13 protein-coding genes are annotated in these 14,460 nt (G+C 65.8%); 6 read left to right on the plus strand and 7 right to left on the minus strand.

Annotation, left to right across the window (positions count from 1 at the left end):
• Positions 1-56: 56 nt before the first annotated feature.
• Positions 57-1,271: a cyclopropane-fatty-acyl-phospholipid synthase family protein gene (locus tag AB3X99_RS10010; protein ID WP_342947705.1), complete on the minus strand. Its 1,215-nt coding sequence runs from the start codon at positions 1,269-1,271 to the stop codon at positions 57-59.
• 183 nt (positions 1,272-1,454) lie between these two features.
• Positions 1,455-2,096, minus strand: coding sequence for a pyridoxamine 5'-phosphate oxidase (gene pdxH, locus AB3X99_RS10015; RefSeq protein WP_368616797.1), 642 nt, complete (start codon positions 2,094-2,096; stop codon positions 1,455-1,457).
• 177 nt (positions 2,097-2,273) lie between these two features.
• Between pdxH and tcdA the strand changes: the two genes are divergently transcribed.
• A complete protein-coding gene (tcdA, locus tag AB3X99_RS10020; protein ID WP_368616798.1) occupies positions 2,274-3,146 on the plus strand; it encodes a tRNA cyclic N6-threonylcarbamoyladenosine(37) synthase TcdA in 873 nt (290 codons plus the stop codon).
• Between the two features lie 90 nt (positions 3,147-3,236).
• On the opposite strand, the gene AB3X99_RS10025 is transcribed toward tcdA, so the two are convergent.
• Positions 3,237-3,971 (minus strand): Crp/Fnr family transcriptional regulator, encoded by a 735-nt coding sequence (locus tag AB3X99_RS10025; protein WP_069267766.1) that lies wholly within the window; start codon positions 3,969-3,971, stop codon positions 3,237-3,239.
• Between the two features lie 744 nt (positions 3,972-4,715).
• Between AB3X99_RS10025 and AB3X99_RS10030 the strand changes: the two genes are divergently transcribed.
• On the plus strand, positions 4,716-6,254 hold the full coding sequence (locus tag AB3X99_RS10030) for a mannose-1-phosphate guanylyltransferase/mannose-6-phosphate isomerase (protein WP_368616799.1): 1,539 nt from the start codon (positions 4,716-4,718) through the stop codon (positions 6,252-6,254).
• 50 nt (positions 6,255-6,304) lie between these two features.
• On the opposite strand, the gene trxA is transcribed toward AB3X99_RS10030, so the two are convergent.
• Both trxA and AB3X99_RS10040 read right to left on the minus strand, forming a co-directional pair.
• A complete protein-coding gene (gene trxA, locus AB3X99_RS10035; RefSeq protein ID WP_368616800.1) occupies positions 6,305-7,153 on the minus strand; it encodes a thioredoxin in 849 nt (282 codons plus the stop codon).
• Between the two features lie 91 nt (positions 7,154-7,244).
• On the minus strand, positions 7,245-8,126 hold the full coding sequence (locus AB3X99_RS10040) for a pirin family protein (RefSeq protein WP_368603956.1): 882 nt from the start codon (positions 8,124-8,126) through the stop codon (positions 7,245-7,247).
• A 220-nt stretch (positions 8,127-8,346) separates the two neighbouring features.
• On the opposite strand from AB3X99_RS10040, the gene AB3X99_RS10045 reads away from it, so the two are divergent.
• Positions 8,347-9,243 (plus strand): EamA family transporter, encoded by an 897-nt coding sequence (locus tag AB3X99_RS10045; protein WP_368616801.1) that lies wholly within the window; start codon positions 8,347-8,349, stop codon positions 9,241-9,243.
• Between the two features lie 84 nt (positions 9,244-9,327).
• On the opposite strand, the gene AB3X99_RS10050 is transcribed toward AB3X99_RS10045, so the two are convergent.
• A complete protein-coding gene (locus AB3X99_RS10050) occupies positions 9,328-10,875 on the minus strand; it encodes an N-acetylmuramoyl-L-alanine amidase (protein ID WP_368616802.1) in 1,548 nt (515 codons plus the stop codon).
• Positions 10,857-11,447 (minus strand): tRNA (adenosine(37)-N6)-threonylcarbamoyltransferase complex ATPase subunit type 1 TsaE, encoded by a 591-nt coding sequence (tsaE, locus tag AB3X99_RS10055; protein ID WP_368616803.1) that lies wholly within the window; start codon positions 11,445-11,447, stop codon positions 10,857-10,859. Before tsaE ends, AB3X99_RS10050 begins: the two co-directional genes overlap by 19 nt.
• 137 nt (positions 11,448-11,584) lie before the next feature.
• On the opposite strand from tsaE, the gene queG reads away from it, so the two are divergent.
• The 3 genes from queG to xerD all read left to right on the plus strand — a co-directional run bounded on the left by queG (position 11,585) and on the right by xerD (position 14,428).
• Positions 11,585-12,841 carry a tRNA epoxyqueuosine(34) reductase QueG gene (gene queG / locus AB3X99_RS10060; RefSeq protein ID WP_368617042.1) on the plus strand — a complete coding sequence of 419 codons (1,257 nt, stop codon included), beginning with the start codon at positions 11,585-11,587 and terminating at the stop codon, positions 12,839-12,841.
• A 116-nt stretch (positions 12,842-12,957) separates the two neighbouring features.
• Positions 12,958-13,443 (plus strand): methylated-DNA--[protein]-cysteine S-methyltransferase, encoded by a 486-nt coding sequence (locus AB3X99_RS10065; RefSeq protein WP_069267827.1) that lies wholly within the window; start codon positions 12,958-12,960, stop codon positions 13,441-13,443.
• Between the two features lie 10 nt (positions 13,444-13,453).
• Positions 13,454-14,428: a site-specific tyrosine recombinase XerD gene (xerD, locus tag AB3X99_RS10070; RefSeq protein ID WP_069267826.1), complete on the plus strand. Its 975-nt coding sequence runs from the start codon at positions 13,454-13,456 to the stop codon at positions 14,426-14,428.
• Positions 14,429-14,460: the final 32 nt, after the last annotated feature.

Below are 14,460 nucleotides of genomic sequence, written 5' to 3' on the forward strand. Positions count from 1 at the left end.
CAACTGCGGGAACAGTCGATATGCCGGCGGCGCGGCAAACCGCGCCGCCGCCTGCGTCAGAGCGGCTTCTCGTACATATACCGGCGCGACCACGGCAGCGTGCTCGCGCTGCGGCCGGCCTTGCGGCAGACGATCTGGAAGATCGACACGTCGTCGTGCTCGAACGCGTACGCGCAACCCGCCAGATAAACGCGCCAGATGCGGAACTTTTCGTCGTCGACGAGCTGTTTCGCTTCCTCGGCGCGCGCCTCGAAATTCTCCGCCCACAAATCGAGCGTGTGCGCATAGTGACGGCGCAGGCTTTCCACGTCAACCGCTTCGAGGCCGCCGTGCTGCGCCGCCTGGAGCGCAAGGCCGATGTGCGGCAGCTCGCCGTCGGGGAACACGTAGCGGTCGATGAACTCGCCGCCGCCCAGCGCCGTTTCGCCGGATTCGGCGTCCGACGAGGTGATGCCGTGGTTCATGGCGACGCCGTCGTCGGCGAGCAGGTCGTGGACCTTGCGGAAATAGCCCGGCAGATTCTTGCGCCCGACGTGCTCGAACATGCCCACGCTCGTGATGCGGTCGAATTCGCCCTGGATGTCGCGATAGTCCTGCAGGCGGATCTCGATACGGTCTTCGAGGCCGGCCGCCTTCACACGCGCCGTCGCGAGATCGAACTGGTTCTGCGAGAGCGTTACGCCCACGCAGCGCGCGCCGAACTTCTGCGCCGCGCGCAGCACGAGCGCACCCCATCCGCAGCCGATGTCGAGCAGCGTGTGACCTTCCTTCACCTGGATCTTGGTGAGGATATGGTCGATTTTCTTGAGCTGGGCGGTGGCGAGGTCTTCGTCGCCGTTTTCGAAGTACGCGCACGAATAGACCATGTTCTCGTCGAGCCAGAGCTGGTAGAACTCGTTCGAGACGTCGTAGTGGTACTGGATGGCCTGCTTGTCCGTGGACTTCGAGTGCGTGAAATAGCGGCGCACGCGTGCGAGCTTGCTGGCGCTGGTGACGGTGTTGCGCGCGAGCGAATAGCTGATGTTGATGATGTCGGCGAGCTTGCCTTCGATGTCGATCTTGCCCTTGACGTAGGCCTCGCCCAGGTTGTCGAGGCTCGGCGTGAGAAGAAGCGGCAGCGCCGACGCGCTATTGACCTTGAGCGTGACCCGAGGCGCGGCGAAGTGGCCGAAGTCGTATTGCTGGCCGCTCCAGAGCACGAGGCGGGCGGGCAAGTCGGCCTTGCTGCGCACTTCTTCTACCCACTGTGCGAGTTTTTTCTCCCAGAACATGCGTTTCTCTCCATGTCAGATGAACGATTGAAGCCCAATGACAAAAGCGAATTGCGATGCAGGTTTTTTGGCAACAGCGTTACGGCGACAGCGAAGTACTGAACGACATACAACGAAAGCGGTGAGACGAAAACCCGATGGGCGCGGCGTAAGTGCGGTAAGCGTGTCACGCCGCGCATGCGCTCAGGGCGCGAGACGCTCGATGCGCCAGGCCGCATTCGCGCTCTCACGCGTATAGCGGATGCGGTCGTGCAGACGCGACGGGCGGCCCTGCCAGAACTCGATGGCCTCCGGCACGAGCCGGTAGCCGCCCCAATGCGGCGGGCGCGGCGGCGTTTCGCCATACTGCGCGGCGATTTCGCGCTCGCGCGCTTCGAGCGTCTCGCGGTTCGCGATCACCGTGCTTTGCTCCGAGGCCCATGCGCCAATGCGCGAGCCGAGCGGGCGCGAGTTGAAGTAGGCGTCGCTTTCCTCTGCGCTCGTGAGTTCGACCTTGCCCTCGATGCGGACCTGGCGCTCCAGCTCGATCCAGTGAAAGAGCAGCGCCGCATGCGGATTCGCGCTCAACTCGCGGCCCTTGCGGCTCTCGTAGTTCGTGAAGAATACGAAGCCGCGCTCGTCCACGCCCTTGATGAGCAGGATGCGCGCGGCGGGGCGGCCTTGTGCGTCGACTGTGGCGACCGTCATGGCGTTGGGCTCGGGCAGCTTCGCGTCGAGCGCCTGGGCGAACCAGGTCTGGAACTGGCGGATCGGATCGGGATCGACGCCGGCGGCGTCGAGCGAGCCGAGCGAGTAGGTCTTGCGGAGATCGGCGAGGGATGTCATCTTTTAGGCGGACGCTTCAATGCGGACAAGTATATCGAAGAGGCAGGAAGCAGGGGCCCGGCCAGGGGTGCCCGGCTGGGGCCTCCGGGCCTCATTCGGCGCGATCAGGCAAAATACGGGTCTTGCGAGGACCGCGACAGCAGCGTGCGACCGGTCCGCTTACGATTGCTTACCGTCATGTCCAGTACCCCGATTTCCCCTGCCGCCGGCTCCGTCGATCTTACCCCGAGCCCCGCCGACGATGTTGCCGATCGCGCCCGCCGATTCGGCGGAATCGCGCGGCTTTATGGCGCACCCGCGCTCGACGCGTTCGAGCGCGCCCACGTTGCCGTGATCGGCATTGGCGGCGTGGGCTCGTGGGCCGCCGAGGCGCTCGCGCGCAGCGCGATCGGCACGCTCACGCTGATCGACCTCGACAACGTGGCCGAGAGCAACACCAACCGCCAGATCCACGCGCTCGACGGCAACTACGGCAAGCCCAAGGTCGAGGCCATGGCCGAGCGCATCAAGCTCATCGACCCGGCCTGCGACGTGCGCCTCGTCGAGGATTTCGTCGAGCCGTCGAACTTCGATGCGTTGCTGGGCGGCGGCTTCGACTACGTGATCGACGCCATCGACAGCGTGCGCACCAAGACCGCGTTGATCGCCTGGTGCGTGGAGCATAGCGTGCCGCTCATCACGGTGGGCGGCGCGGGCGGGCAGCTCGACCCCACAAGGATTCGCATCGACGACCTCGCGCTCACGATCCAGGACCCGCTGCTCTCCAAGGTGCGCGGCCAGTTGCGCAAGCAGCACGGCTTTCCGCGGGGGCCGAAGGCGAAATTCAAGGTGAGCGCGGTGTATTCGGACGAGCCGCTCATCTATCCCGAGGCGGCCGTGTGCGATATCGACGCCGAGGCCGAGCACGTCACCACGTCGCCGGGGCATCACGGTCCGGTGGGGCTGAACTGCGCGGGCTTCGGCTCGAGCGTGTGCGTGACGGCGAGTTTTGGTTTCGCGGCGGCTTCGTACGTGCTGCGAGCGTTGGCGCATCAAGCCAGCGGGCGTTGAAGGCGAGCGCCTGGAACGCAAGAAAGCGTGCCTTTTAGGCACGCTTTCGTATCGAGGTGGAAAGCGAACGAACCGCGCGCGTCGGCCGCCTTATTCGACCGCTTCCGCTTCGTGCAGGCGCGGGAGCAGGCGATCGAACTCGCGGCGCACGAGACCGTAGCACTCGCATGCGCGCGCTTCGAGGCGCTTGCGATCGAGTACACGGATCTTGCCGCGGCTGTGATGGATCAGACCTTCGTCATGCAGCTTGCCGGCTGCTTCCGTGACGCCTTCGCGGCGCACGCCGAGCATGTCGGCGATCAGTTGCTGCGTCACGCTCAGATCGTTGGAGTCGACGCGATCCACTTCGATCAGCAGCCACCGGCACAGCTGCTTGCTCAGCGAGTGGTGGCGGTTGCAGGCGGCCGTCTGCGCGACCTGCGTGAGCAGCGCGTGCATGTAAAGCAGCGTAACGCGACGCAGGAGGTCCGAGCGCGCAAACTGCTGCTTGAGCGCCTGTGCGCTGATACGGTACGCGAAGCCCGAACTTTGCACCTGCACGCGGTTCGGCATCGTTTCGCCACCGGTCAGCACAGGCACGCCGGTCATGCCTTCCCGGCCCACCGCTGCAATTTCGACGGAACTGCCGTCTTCCATTGTCGTGAGCATCGAGATGACAGCGGTCGTCGGAAAGTACACGTGATGAATACGCTGGCCGCAATCGCAGAGCAGCTGTTCAGTGCGCAGTTGAACGAGTTCAAGATGCGGCGCCAACGCCTGCCACTCGTTTGACGGAAGTGCGCCAAGCAGATGATTGCCGTGCAAATCGGATTGAAGGGTCAACATGATCGGTCCTCGCGTAAAGCGGCGTGTGCCGCCTCCTGTTTTTTCTGCTTCCGGCTGCCGAATTTTTTGTTATCGCCGCTACCCGTTCGGCTATACGTTCGTTGCGCCGGCCCCATAAGCCCCACTAGCGTTTTGCGATCTCGTTTGTCGGCATCTACGCCTGTGCGGTGAACTCTACTTAGCAGGGGTTGTGCCAGCAGCCGCGAAAGTGAGGACGCTTGCGGCCTGGCGTCGCGCCAGCTATTTCCGGGGCGACGCAAAGTCGCATTATTGTTTCAGTTCTGTACTGCGCCAGCGCGGCACCATTTGCGAAATCGCAAGAGTTTGTTGTTGCCAACGCCTTGATTTATATAGCGACTTTCGCTCGTCAGACGGATGCGCGGAAATGAGTCCTCGCTGAAACATCGTCGGGCCATCGCCGCGAACGCGTTGTGCGCCTGCCTTTGTTGCGACGCGGTGTTGATCCACTTCTGTTGGGGGGCTACCGACACTGTCGCAAAAACGTTCGGATGTGAAACATCACCTTGCGCGGCCATCTTCGCGCTTCGTGCGTTGCCGCACATAACGATGACTGCGCGATGACTGCGCGATGAGCAGACCTGCGCCGCAAGGAAAAAATTCCTGGCGCACCGAGCGCTCAATGTGGCTGCGCGTACAGATTCGCGCGATACGTATTGTTCAAATGTCACCCGTACGCCAACCAATAACGAGACTCGGTGCATGACTTCGGGGGGAGTGACACAAATGAACAACGATGTGACATCTGCCAGCCTGATAGCCGCGATCAGCGAAGGTGACGCTGAACTCGTCGTTCAGCCCGTCGTGCTGGCGGGCGGTTCCGGCACGCGGTTATGGCCGCTTTCGCGCGAACACTGTCCCAAGCAACTGATCGATCTGCTCGATGGCGAGTCGCTGCTCGAGGCGACTGTACGGCGCCTCGACGGCATGTTCCTGCACGCCGGCGCCCCGCTGCCTGAAGCGCACACAACGGTTCGCAAAGCTGCGCCATTCGTCGTGAGCAGCGAGGACTTGCGCCATCTGACCGCTGACCGTCTTGGTCGCAGCGGCTTGGCCGCTCGCTTCGTGCTCGAACCGCTCGCGCGCAACACGGCGCCCGCGCTGACGGCGGTGGCGCTCGCCGCGAGCCGCGACGGCGACCCCGTGCTCGTTGCCATGCCCGCTGATCATCTGATCGCCGATGGCGCCGCGTTTGCCGCCGCGCTCGAAGAAGCGGTGGCACACGCGGCGCGCGGCGCCATCGTCACACTTGGCGTGCCGCCGCAGCGCGCCGAAACGGGCTACGGCTACATCGGCGCGGGTTTGCCGCTCGGCAGCAGCGGCGCGCGCAGCATCGAGCATTTTGTCGAGAAGCCGGATGCCGAGCGCGCTGCAAGCTATGTTGCTTCGGGGAGCTATCTTTGGAACAGTGGGATTTTCGTTGTGCGCGCATCGGTCTGGCTCTCGGCGATCGCGCACAGCCGGCCGCTCATCGCGGCGCAGTGCGCGGCGGCCTTCGAAAATGCCTCCGTCGACACTGACGGCACCGTCCACTTGAACCGCGATGCACTCGCCGCCTGTCCGTCCGATTCGATCGACTACGCGGTGATGGAGTCGGTCGGCGCGAACGCGCTGCTCGCGGGCGTGGTCGTACCGCTTCGTTCGGGCTGGTCGGACGTCGGCGCGTGGGATGCCCTGTGGCAAGTCTCGGAGAAGGACGAGAAGGGCAACGTCGCGCGCGGGCGCGTGCTGTTCGAGGATGCGACGGATACCTTCGTGCATTCGGACGGGCGGCTCGTTGCCTGCGTGGGCGTGCGGGGCATGGTGGTGGTCGAGACGGCGGACGCCGTGCTCGTCGTCGCGAAGGACCGCGTTCAGGACGTCAAGGCGGTGGTCACGCGGCTCAAGGCGCAACACAGTGAGGTGACGCGGCAGCACCGGCGCGTGGAGCGCCCGTGGGGCTGGTACGACTCGGTCGATCAGGGCGAGCGCTTTCAGGTCAAGCGCATCGTTGTCAAGCCGGGCGGCCGGCTTTCGTTGCAGATGCATCACCACCGCGCGGAGCACTGGACCGTGGTGCGCGGCACGGCGCGCGTGACGCGTGGCGACGAGGTGCTCCTGCTTTCCGAAAACGAATCGACCTATATCCCGCTTGGCATGACGCATCGGCTCGAGAATCCGGGCAAGACCGTGCTCGAGATCATCGAGGTGCAGTCGGGCTGTTATCTCGGTGAGGACGACATCGTGCGCTTTGACGACCAGTATGGTCGGGTCCAGCAGGCGTAGCCGACTGAACGCAGGGCGAGGACGCCCGCGGCGTCCTCGGCCGCTCGATATCAGTTCAGCGTTGCACTGAGCTTGCGCCGCCACTCGCTCACGAGCTGCGGCTGATGCGCCGCGAGATCGAACACGGAAAGCATGGTCTTGCGGCCCACGTCGTCGCGGAAGGCGCGGTCGCGCTTGACGATCTCCAGCAGGTGCTCGAGCGCACCCCCGTACTTGCGCCGCGCGATCAGCGCGTTCGCCAGATCGAAGCGCGCTTCGAGGTCGCCGGGGTTGGCGGCGACCTGGGCTTCGAGTGCGTCGGTGGGCGGTAGGTCGGCGGCGGCGTCGAGCGCGTCGAGGCGGGTCTTGAGCGCGTTAAAGCGCGCGTCGATGCCCTGCGTGGTCTTGGGCGAGAGCAGCTCGACTTCCTTTTGTGCGTCGTCGGCGCGGTTGTCGGCGAGCAGCATCTCGATCAGGTCCATGCGCACTTCGTCGTTGCCCGGATCGAACGCGAGCGCGGCCTGTAGCGCTTCATAGGCTTCGTCGCGGCGGCCCTCGGCCAGCGCTTCCTGCGCGGCGCGGCGCGCGGCGTCGGCGCCGTCGGGGATCAGCCCGTCGAGGAACTGGCGCAGCTGGCCTTCGGGCAGCACGCCCACGAACTGATCGACCGCCTGACGGTCCGCGAACGCCACGACGTGCGGAATGCTGCGCACGCCGAAGTGCGCGGCGAGTTCCTGATTCTCGTCGACGTTCACCTTCACGAGCTTCCATTTGCCCGCGTACTCGGCCTCGAGCTTTTCGAGCATCGGGCCGAGGCTCTTGCAAGGGCCGCACCAGGGCGCCCAGAAGTCGACCAGCACCGGCGCTAGCGCCGACGCTTCGATCACGTCTTTTTCGAAAGTGGCGAGAGTGGTGTCCATTGCGTCCTCGTTGAGATAACCGTTATGTCGCTAGTTGGGGACGAAACGCCCTGGTTTCAATCATCCTCCGAAAGCGGCGAGCTGTTAGCCTTTAGCGCGGCTTCTTTTCCGGCAGCGGAATCCATTCCGTTTCGCCGGGAACATGCCCCATTTCCTGGCGCGTCCAGGCCTCCTTCGCGGCTTCGATCTTTTCGCGCGAGCTTGCCACGAAGTTCCATTCGATGAAGCGCTCGCCTTCGAGCTTTTCCCCGCCGAGCAGCATCACGCGTGCCCCGTTCGCACTCGAGAGGGTGGCGGTTTCGCCCGGCACCAGCACGGCCATGGTGTGCTGTTCGAGCGGGGTGCCGTCGATCGCGAGGTCGCCTTCCACGAGATAGACGCCGCGCTCTTCGTGCTCCGCGTCGAGCGCGAATGCGCTGCCCGGCGCGAAATCTGCGGCGACGTAGAGCGTGCCGGAAAAGGTCTCGACCGGCGAGGTCGCGCCGAACGCCGTGCCCGCGATCACGCGCATCGTGACGCCGTTGCGCTCGATTTCGGGCAGCGTGGCGGCGGTGTGATGGAAGAACGACGGTTCGGTGTCTTCATGATCGAGCGGCAGCGCCACCCAGGTCTGGATGCCGTGCATGGTGAGGCCGGTGGCGCGGTCCTCGTCGGGCGTGCGCTCGGAGTGGACGATGCCGCGCCCGGCCGTCATCCAGTTCACGTCGCCGGGCACGATCTTCTGGCTGGACCCGATGCTGTCCCGATGCATCAGCGCGCCGTCGAAGAGATACGTGACCGTTGCGAGCCCGATATGCGGGTGCGGGCGCACATCCACGCCCGAGCCTGGCGCGAGCGTGGCGGGGCCCATGTGGTCGAAGAAGATGAACGGACCGACGAGGCGAGCGGCGAGCGCGGGCAGCACGCGCCGCACATAGAGATTGCCGATGTCGCGTTGATGGGGCTTGAGAACCGCTTTGATCGATGAGGACATGATGCTTCCTGGATGAGTCGTACGGCGCGGGTTATCGTCGAAGTCGGCGCGCGGGCACGCCGCGCGCGAGGCTGGCGCTCATTCTAACGCCGGCTTTCCCGGCGTGCGGCCATGGCAACGGCCCGGCGTTGGCGGCACGGCGCGGGGCGTCCCGACGTGGCGCGAGGCGGTAAGATCGCCGCTTCGAAGAACAGGCATGACGCAAAAAGGGGGGAAAGGGATGTCGCCGAAGGACTTGTTGCTCGCGCTGATCGTGGTGCTCGCGTGGGGCGTGAATTTCGTCGTGATCACGGTGGGGCTGCACGGCGTGCCACCGCTCCTGCTCGGCGCGCTGCGCTTCATGCTGGCGGCTTTTCCCGCGGTGCTGTTCGTGAAGCGTCCGCAATTGCCGCTGCGCTGGCTGCTGGCCTACGGCGCGACCATCTCGCTCGGCCAGTTCGCGTTCCTCTTCACGGCCATGTACGTGGGCATGCCCGCGGGTCTCGCTTCGGTCGTGCTGCAGGCGCAGGCGTTCTTCACGCTCGGTTTTGCGGCGGTGTTTCTGCGTGAGCGCTTTCACGCGCAGGACGTCATCGGCTTGTTGATCGCTGCAGGCGGGCTCGCACTGATCGGCTTGCAGTCGATGGGCGGTGGCGCTCAGGGGATGACCATCGCCGGCTTCGTGCTCACGCTGTGTGCGGCCTGCATGTGGGCGCTCGGCAATATCGTCACGAAGAAGGTGGGCAAGGTGGATCTTGTCGGCCTCGTGGTGTGGGCGAGCCTCGTGCCGCCGCTGCCGTTTCTCGTGCTCTCGTACTCGATGGAAGGTCCGCAGCGCATGGCGGCCGCGCTCTCGGGCATCGGCATGACGTCGGTGGGCGCGATCTTTTATCTCGCGTTCGTGGCGACGCTCATCGGCTATAGCCTCTGGAGCCGCCTGCTCTCGAAGTATCCTGCCAGCCAGGTGGCGCCGTTCTCGCTGCTCGTGCCGATCGTCGGCCTCGCCTCGGCGTCGCTGCTGCTCGGCGAGCAGTTGACCGCGGCCGAGATCGGCGGCGCCGTGCTCGTGATGGGGGGGCTTGCCGTCAACGTGTTCGGGGGCTGGGTCAAGCAGCGCCTCGGGGCCGTGCGCTCGTAACCATCCTGCTCCGAATGAAAAACGCCGCGCGAGCCCGAAGGCTTGCGCGGCGCTGCTGAAGCCGCCAGATGCCTCACGCGGCACTCAGGTCATACGGCTCTTCGCAAGCGGCGGATTGGCCGCGAAATAGCGCCTGATGCCCTTGAGAATCGCGTTCGCCATCTTGTCGCGATAGGCGTCGTCGTTGAGCCTGGTCTCTTCTTCGGGATTGCTGATGAAAGCCGTTTCCACGAGGATCGACGGAATGTCGGGTGCCTTGAGCACCGCGAAGCCCGCCTGCTCGACCGAGCCCTTGTGCAGCTTGTTGATCTCGCCGACCTCGTTGAGCACGAAGCCGCCGTAACGCAGCGAGTCGCGGATCTGCGCCGTAGTGGACATGTCGAAGAGCGCGCGGTTCACCGCCGCGTCGGCCGTTTGCACGCTGATGCCGCCGATCTGGTCCGACGAGTTCTCCTTGTTCGCCATCCAGCGCGCCGCGGCGCTCGTCGCGCCGTGCTCCGACAGCGCGAACACCGACGAGCCGCGCGCTTCGGGCGTCGTGAACGCATCGGCGTGAATCGACACGAACAGATCCGCGCCCACGCGGCGCGCCTTCTGCACGCGCACGTTCAGCGGCACGAAGAAGTCGGCGTCGCGCGTCATCATCGCGCGCATGTTGGGCTGGGCGTCGATCTTCGCGCGCAGCTTCTTCGCGATGTCGAGCGCGACGTGCTTCTCGTAGGTGCCCGCACTGCCGATCGCGCCCGGGTCCTCGCCGCCATGGCCCGGATCGATCGCGACCGTCAACAGGCGCGTGGTGCCGCCCCTGGTGGACTTCGGCGCGGTGAAGCCGTAGTTGTCGTCGGCGCTGGCATTGTCGTCGTCGCTGTTGCGCTGGGCGACGACGGGCGGCTTCGGCGCAGCAGGCTTCGGCGCACGCGGCGCAACCACGGGGGGCGCCGGACGCGGCGTGCTCGGTGCGGCGCCCGCGTCGTTCTGCGCGTAACGCTCGAAGAATGCGTCGCTGTTGTCGTGCGCGGGCGGCGTGTTAGGACCCGCGAGCGTGGGCGGCGTGGAAGGCGGCGCGCTGTCCTTCATCGCTTCGTGCGCGTCGAGCTGCTGCTGCTTGCGCTCGGTTTGCGCGAGCAGGTCCATGAGCGGGTCGGGCGCGACCGCCGGATAAAGGTCGAACACGAGCCGGTACTTGTACGAGCCGATAGGGGCAAGCGTGAACACCTGGGGCTTCACACCGCCCTTGAGGTCGAACACCATGCGCACCACGTGCGGCTGATACTGGCCCACGCGCACGGCCTGGATCTGCGGATCGTTCGGCGTGATCTTGGAGACGAGGTTCTTGAGCGCGTCATCGAGATCGAGTCCGGTGAGATCGACGACGAGACGATCGGGGCCCTGCAGCAATTGCTGCGTGTTCTGCAGCGGCTGGTCCGATTCGATCGTGACGCGGGTGTAGTCGCGCGCGGGCCACACCCGCACGCCGACGACCGACGTGGCCCACGCGAGGCGCGGCACGGCAAGACCGAGCACGAGCGTGGAGGCGCCCGCCTTCAGAATCTGCCGGCGACGCCAGTTGTGCGTGGCGGTGGCGGCCGATTCGATCGAGCGGAACGGTTTGATTAACATCTTTCTAGACATGCCTTTCCTGATGCGCTGTATGCGTATGCGGTGAGCACGCGGCCTTCGCCGCTTGCATCCGGCTCCAGCGAGAACACGAGATCGGGTATGCCAAGCAGGCCGCCCGCGCGTTGCGGCCATTCGACGAGGCACACCGCATCTTGCGCGAAATATTCGCGAAAGCCCGAGTCGGCCCATTCGGCCGGATCGCTGAAACGGTACAGATCGAAGTGATAAAGCTGGAGTTCCCCACAGGGCGTTGTAACCGTGTACGGTTCGACGAGCGTGTAGGTGGGGCTGCGCACGCGGCCCGTGTGGCCGAGCGCGCGCAACGTGGCGCGCACGAGCGAGGTCTTGCCCGCGCCGAGGTCGCCGTGCAACTGCACATGCAGGCCGTGAAAGGGCGGCGCGTCGCGATTTTGCGCGCTCGTTTGTGCAACTTTTGCGCGCAGCGACTCGAGCGCGTGCGCAAAGCGTGCGCCGAAGGCGTCGGTGGCGTCGGCGTCTGCGAGATCGAAACGGCGCTCGAGGAGAACGGCGGCGGATGGATCAAGCGAAAGCGGCGCGTGGTCGTGACCGGGGCTGTCGGGCATTCTCGTAAAATGGCGTGATGAACCCCAAGCATTCCCCTTCCAACTCCGCGCAGGATGCGCGCGCGTCTTCGGAGGCGTTCGACCCAACGTCCGTTCAGGCGCCGCGAGATTCGACTGCGCCTGCTGCCGGGCAGGCCATGCCGCTCGATGAGGCGGCGCTCGCCGCGCTCGCGGCGCGCATCCGGACGTGGGGGCGCGAGCTGGGGTTCGGTGCGATCGGTATTAGTGACACCGACCTTTCCCATGCCGAGGCGGGCCTCGCCGCGTGGCTCGAAGCAGGCTGCCACGGCGAGATGGATTATATGGCCAAACATGGGATGAAACGCGCGCGGCCCGCCGAGCTTGTGGCCGGCACGCGACGCGTGATTACCGCACGCATGGCCTATTTGCCCATCGATACGCTCGCGCCGAATGCAGCGGGAAAGACGCACGAAAGTGCTTCGCAAGGCGGCTCGGATCGCAGCGGGAGCGCTGGTGCGGTGGGCAACGAAGTTGGCACGGACGTTGCCCACGAGAGCATTCACGCCGACTGGCGTCTGCGCGAGCACGCGCGTCTCGCCGACCCGCACGCCGCCGTCGTGTCGATTTACGCGCGCGGCCGCGACTATCACAAGGTGCTGCGCGCGCGGCTGCAGCAGCTTGCCGAGCGCATCGAGGCCGAGATCGGCCAGTTCGGTTTTCGCGTGTTCACCGACTCCGCGCCGGTGCTCGAAGTCGAGCTTGCGCAGAAGGCGGGCGTGGGCTGGCGCGGCAAGCACACGCTGCTCCTGCAGCGCGATGCGGGCTCGCTCTTCTTTCTCGGCGAGATCTACGTGGACGTGCCGCTGCCTGCCGACGCCGACGACCCGGCCAGGGCCGCGCCCGAAACACCTGGCGCGCATTGCGGCAGTTGCACGCGCTGCATCGACGCGTGTCCGACGGGGGCGATCACCGGCCCGTATCGCGTGGATGCGCGCCGCTGCATCTCCTATCTCACGATCGAATTGAAGGGCAGTATTCCCCTGGAACTGCGCGAGCTGATCGGCAATCGTGTGTATGGCTGCGACGACTGCCAGCTCGTGTGCCCCTGGAACAAGTTCGCGAAGGCCGCGCCCGTGGCCGATTTCGACGTGCGCCACGGGCTCGATCGCGCGAGTCTCGCCGAGCTGTTCGGCTGGAGCGCGGCGCAGTTCGACGAGCGCATGCAGGGCAGCGCGATACGGCGCATCGGCTACGAGAGCTGGTCGCGCAATATCGCGGTGGCGATGGGCAATGCGCTGCGCGCCACGCATGAAGGCGCGGATAGCGCCCGCGACGCCGCGCGCGCTGCGATCGTGCAGGCGTTGCGCGGGCGCGAGCATGACGAGTCGGCGCTCGTGCGCGAGCATGTGCTCTGGGCGCTCGAAGCGGCTTGATGCGGATGAAAACGGCAGAGGCTGGCATGGACCTGAAACTGAACGACGGCGCGCTGGAAATCGCGCGCACAACGCGGCACCATGGCGTGCAACGTTCGCGCACGAAGGAGACGACGATGTTCAACGCAGTGATCGACGCGCCATTCGGCAAGGTCGGCATCCGCACCGTCGGGCAAGCGCTGCGCGAGATCGTCTATCTGCCGGGACAGACGGCGAGCGTCGAGCCCGATTGTGAGCTTGCTTCCCGCGCAGCCGTTCAGATCGAACAGTATTTCGAGGACGCCGACGCCGGCTTCGACCTGCCGCTCGCACCGCTCGGCACCGAGTTCCAGCGGCGCGTGTGGGACGGCATCTGCGCAATCGAAGCGGGCGAAGTCTTGACCTACGGCGAACTCGCGAAGCGCATCGGCGGCGTGAGCCCGCGCGCCGTGGGCCAGGCGTGCGGCGACAATCCCTTTCCGCTCGTGATTCCGTGTCATCGCGTGGTGTCGGCGAGCGGCCTCGGCGGCTTCGCGCATCACGGCGGCGAAGGCTTCTTTCGCGACGTGAAGCGCTGGCTGCTTGCCCACGAATGCACGTCGAACCGATTTCAACTGCGCTGACACGATGACGATGACGACGAATCCGCCGCCGCTTGACTCAAGCGATGCCGCCGACGAAGTGGAGCAGGCGCTCGGCCCCGCCGCCGCCGAAGCGCTGGCATCGAGCCTCACCGCCATCGACACGTTCTGCGACGCCATGTGGCTCGAGCACGGCCTCTCGCGCAACACGCTCGACGCCTACCGGCGCGATTTGCGCCTCTTCGCGCAATGGCTCGCGAGCGAGCGCTCCAATTCGCTCGATACGACCCACGAAGACGATTTGCTTGCCTATAGCGCGCGTCGCAAGGACGATAAATCCACTTCGGCGAACCGGCGCCTTTCGGTGTTTCGCCGCTACTACGGCTGGGCGCTGCGCGAGCAGCGCGTGCATACGGACCCGACCGTGCGCATCCGCTCGGCAAAGCAGGCGCCGCGTTTTCCGTCGACGTTGAGCGAGGCGCAAGTCGAGGCACTGCTGGGCGCGCCCGATGTCGAGACGCCGCTCGGCCTGCGCGATCGCACGATGCTGGAGCTGATGTACGCGAGCGGCCTGCGCGTGACCGAACTCGTCACGCTCAAGACGGTCGAGGTGGGCCTGAACGAAGGCGTCGTGCGGGTGCTCGGCAAGGGCTCGAAAGAGCGGCTCATTCCGTTTGGCGAGGAGGCGCACGCGTGGATCGAGCGCTACCTGCGCGAGTCGCGGCCGGCGCTGCTCGGCGCACGCACGGCCGACGCGCTGTTCGTGACCGCGCGCGCCGAAGGCATGACGCGCCAGCAGTTCTGGCACATCATCAAGCGCCACGCGGCGGCGGCCGGCGTGCATGCGCCGCTCTCGCCGCATACGATGCGCCACGCGTTCGCCACGCACCTGCTCAATCACGGCGCGGACCTACGGGTCGTGCAGCTTCTGCTCGGCCATAGCGACATTTCCACCACGCAGATCTATACGCACGTGGCCCGCGAGCGGCTGCGTCTGTTGCACGAGAAGCATCATCCGCGCGGGTGAGGTTGAAGCGATCGTTGCAGACCGTGCGATTA

The sequence above is a fragment of the Paraburkholderia sp. BR10882 genome (assembly GCF_040948855.1).
In the GTDB taxonomy this organism is placed as follows: domain Bacteria; phylum Pseudomonadota; class Gammaproteobacteria; order Burkholderiales; family Burkholderiaceae; genus Paraburkholderia; species Paraburkholderia nodosa_A.

What these genes read in the sequence shown, in the direction of transcription:
- AB3X99_RS10025 (WP_069267766.1), bottom strand. Translation starts at nt 3,971, where the DNA reads ATGTTGACCCTTCAATCCGATTTGCACGGCAATCATCTGCTTGGCGCA.
- tcdA (WP_368616798.1), top strand. Translation starts at nt 2,274, where the DNA reads ATGTCCAGTACCCCGATTTCCCCTGCCGCCGGCTCCGTCGATCTTACC.
- AB3X99_RS10065 (WP_069267827.1), top strand. Translation starts at nt 12,958, where the DNA reads ATGTTCAACGCAGTGATCGACGCGCCATTCGGCAAGGTCGGCATCCGC.
- queG (WP_368617042.1), top strand. Translation starts at nt 11,585, where the DNA reads ATGCCGCTCGATGAGGCGGCGCTCGCCGCGCTCGCGGCGCGCATCCGG.
- AB3X99_RS10010 (WP_342947705.1), bottom strand. Translation starts at nt 1,271, where the DNA reads ATGTTCTGGGAGAAAAAACTCGCACAGTGGGTAGAAGAAGTGCGCAGC.
- AB3X99_RS10030 (WP_368616799.1), top strand. Translation starts at nt 4,716, where the DNA reads ATGAACAACGATGTGACATCTGCCAGCCTGATAGCCGCGATCAGCGAA.
- AB3X99_RS10040 (WP_368603956.1), bottom strand. Translation starts at nt 8,126, where the DNA reads ATGTCCTCATCGATCAAAGCGGTTCTCAAGCCCCATCAACGCGACATC.
- xerD (WP_069267826.1), top strand. Translation starts at nt 13,454, where the DNA reads ATGACGACGAATCCGCCGCCGCTTGACTCAAGCGATGCCGCCGACGAA.
- tsaE (WP_368616803.1), bottom strand. Translation starts at nt 11,447, where the DNA reads ATGCCCGACAGCCCCGGTCACGACCACGCGCCGCTTTCGCTTGATCCA.
- trxA (WP_368616800.1), bottom strand. Translation starts at nt 7,153, where the DNA reads ATGGACACCACTCTCGCCACTTTCGAAAAAGACGTGATCGAAGCGTCG.
- AB3X99_RS10050 (WP_368616802.1), bottom strand. Translation starts at nt 10,875, where the DNA reads ATGTCTAGAAAGATGTTAATCAAACCGTTCCGCTCGATCGAATCGGCC.
- AB3X99_RS10045 (WP_368616801.1), top strand. Translation starts at nt 8,347, where the DNA reads ATGTCGCCGAAGGACTTGTTGCTCGCGCTGATCGTGGTGCTCGCGTGG.
- pdxH (WP_368616797.1), bottom strand. Translation starts at nt 2,096, where the DNA reads ATGACATCCCTCGCCGATCTCCGCAAGACCTACTCGCTCGGCTCGCTC.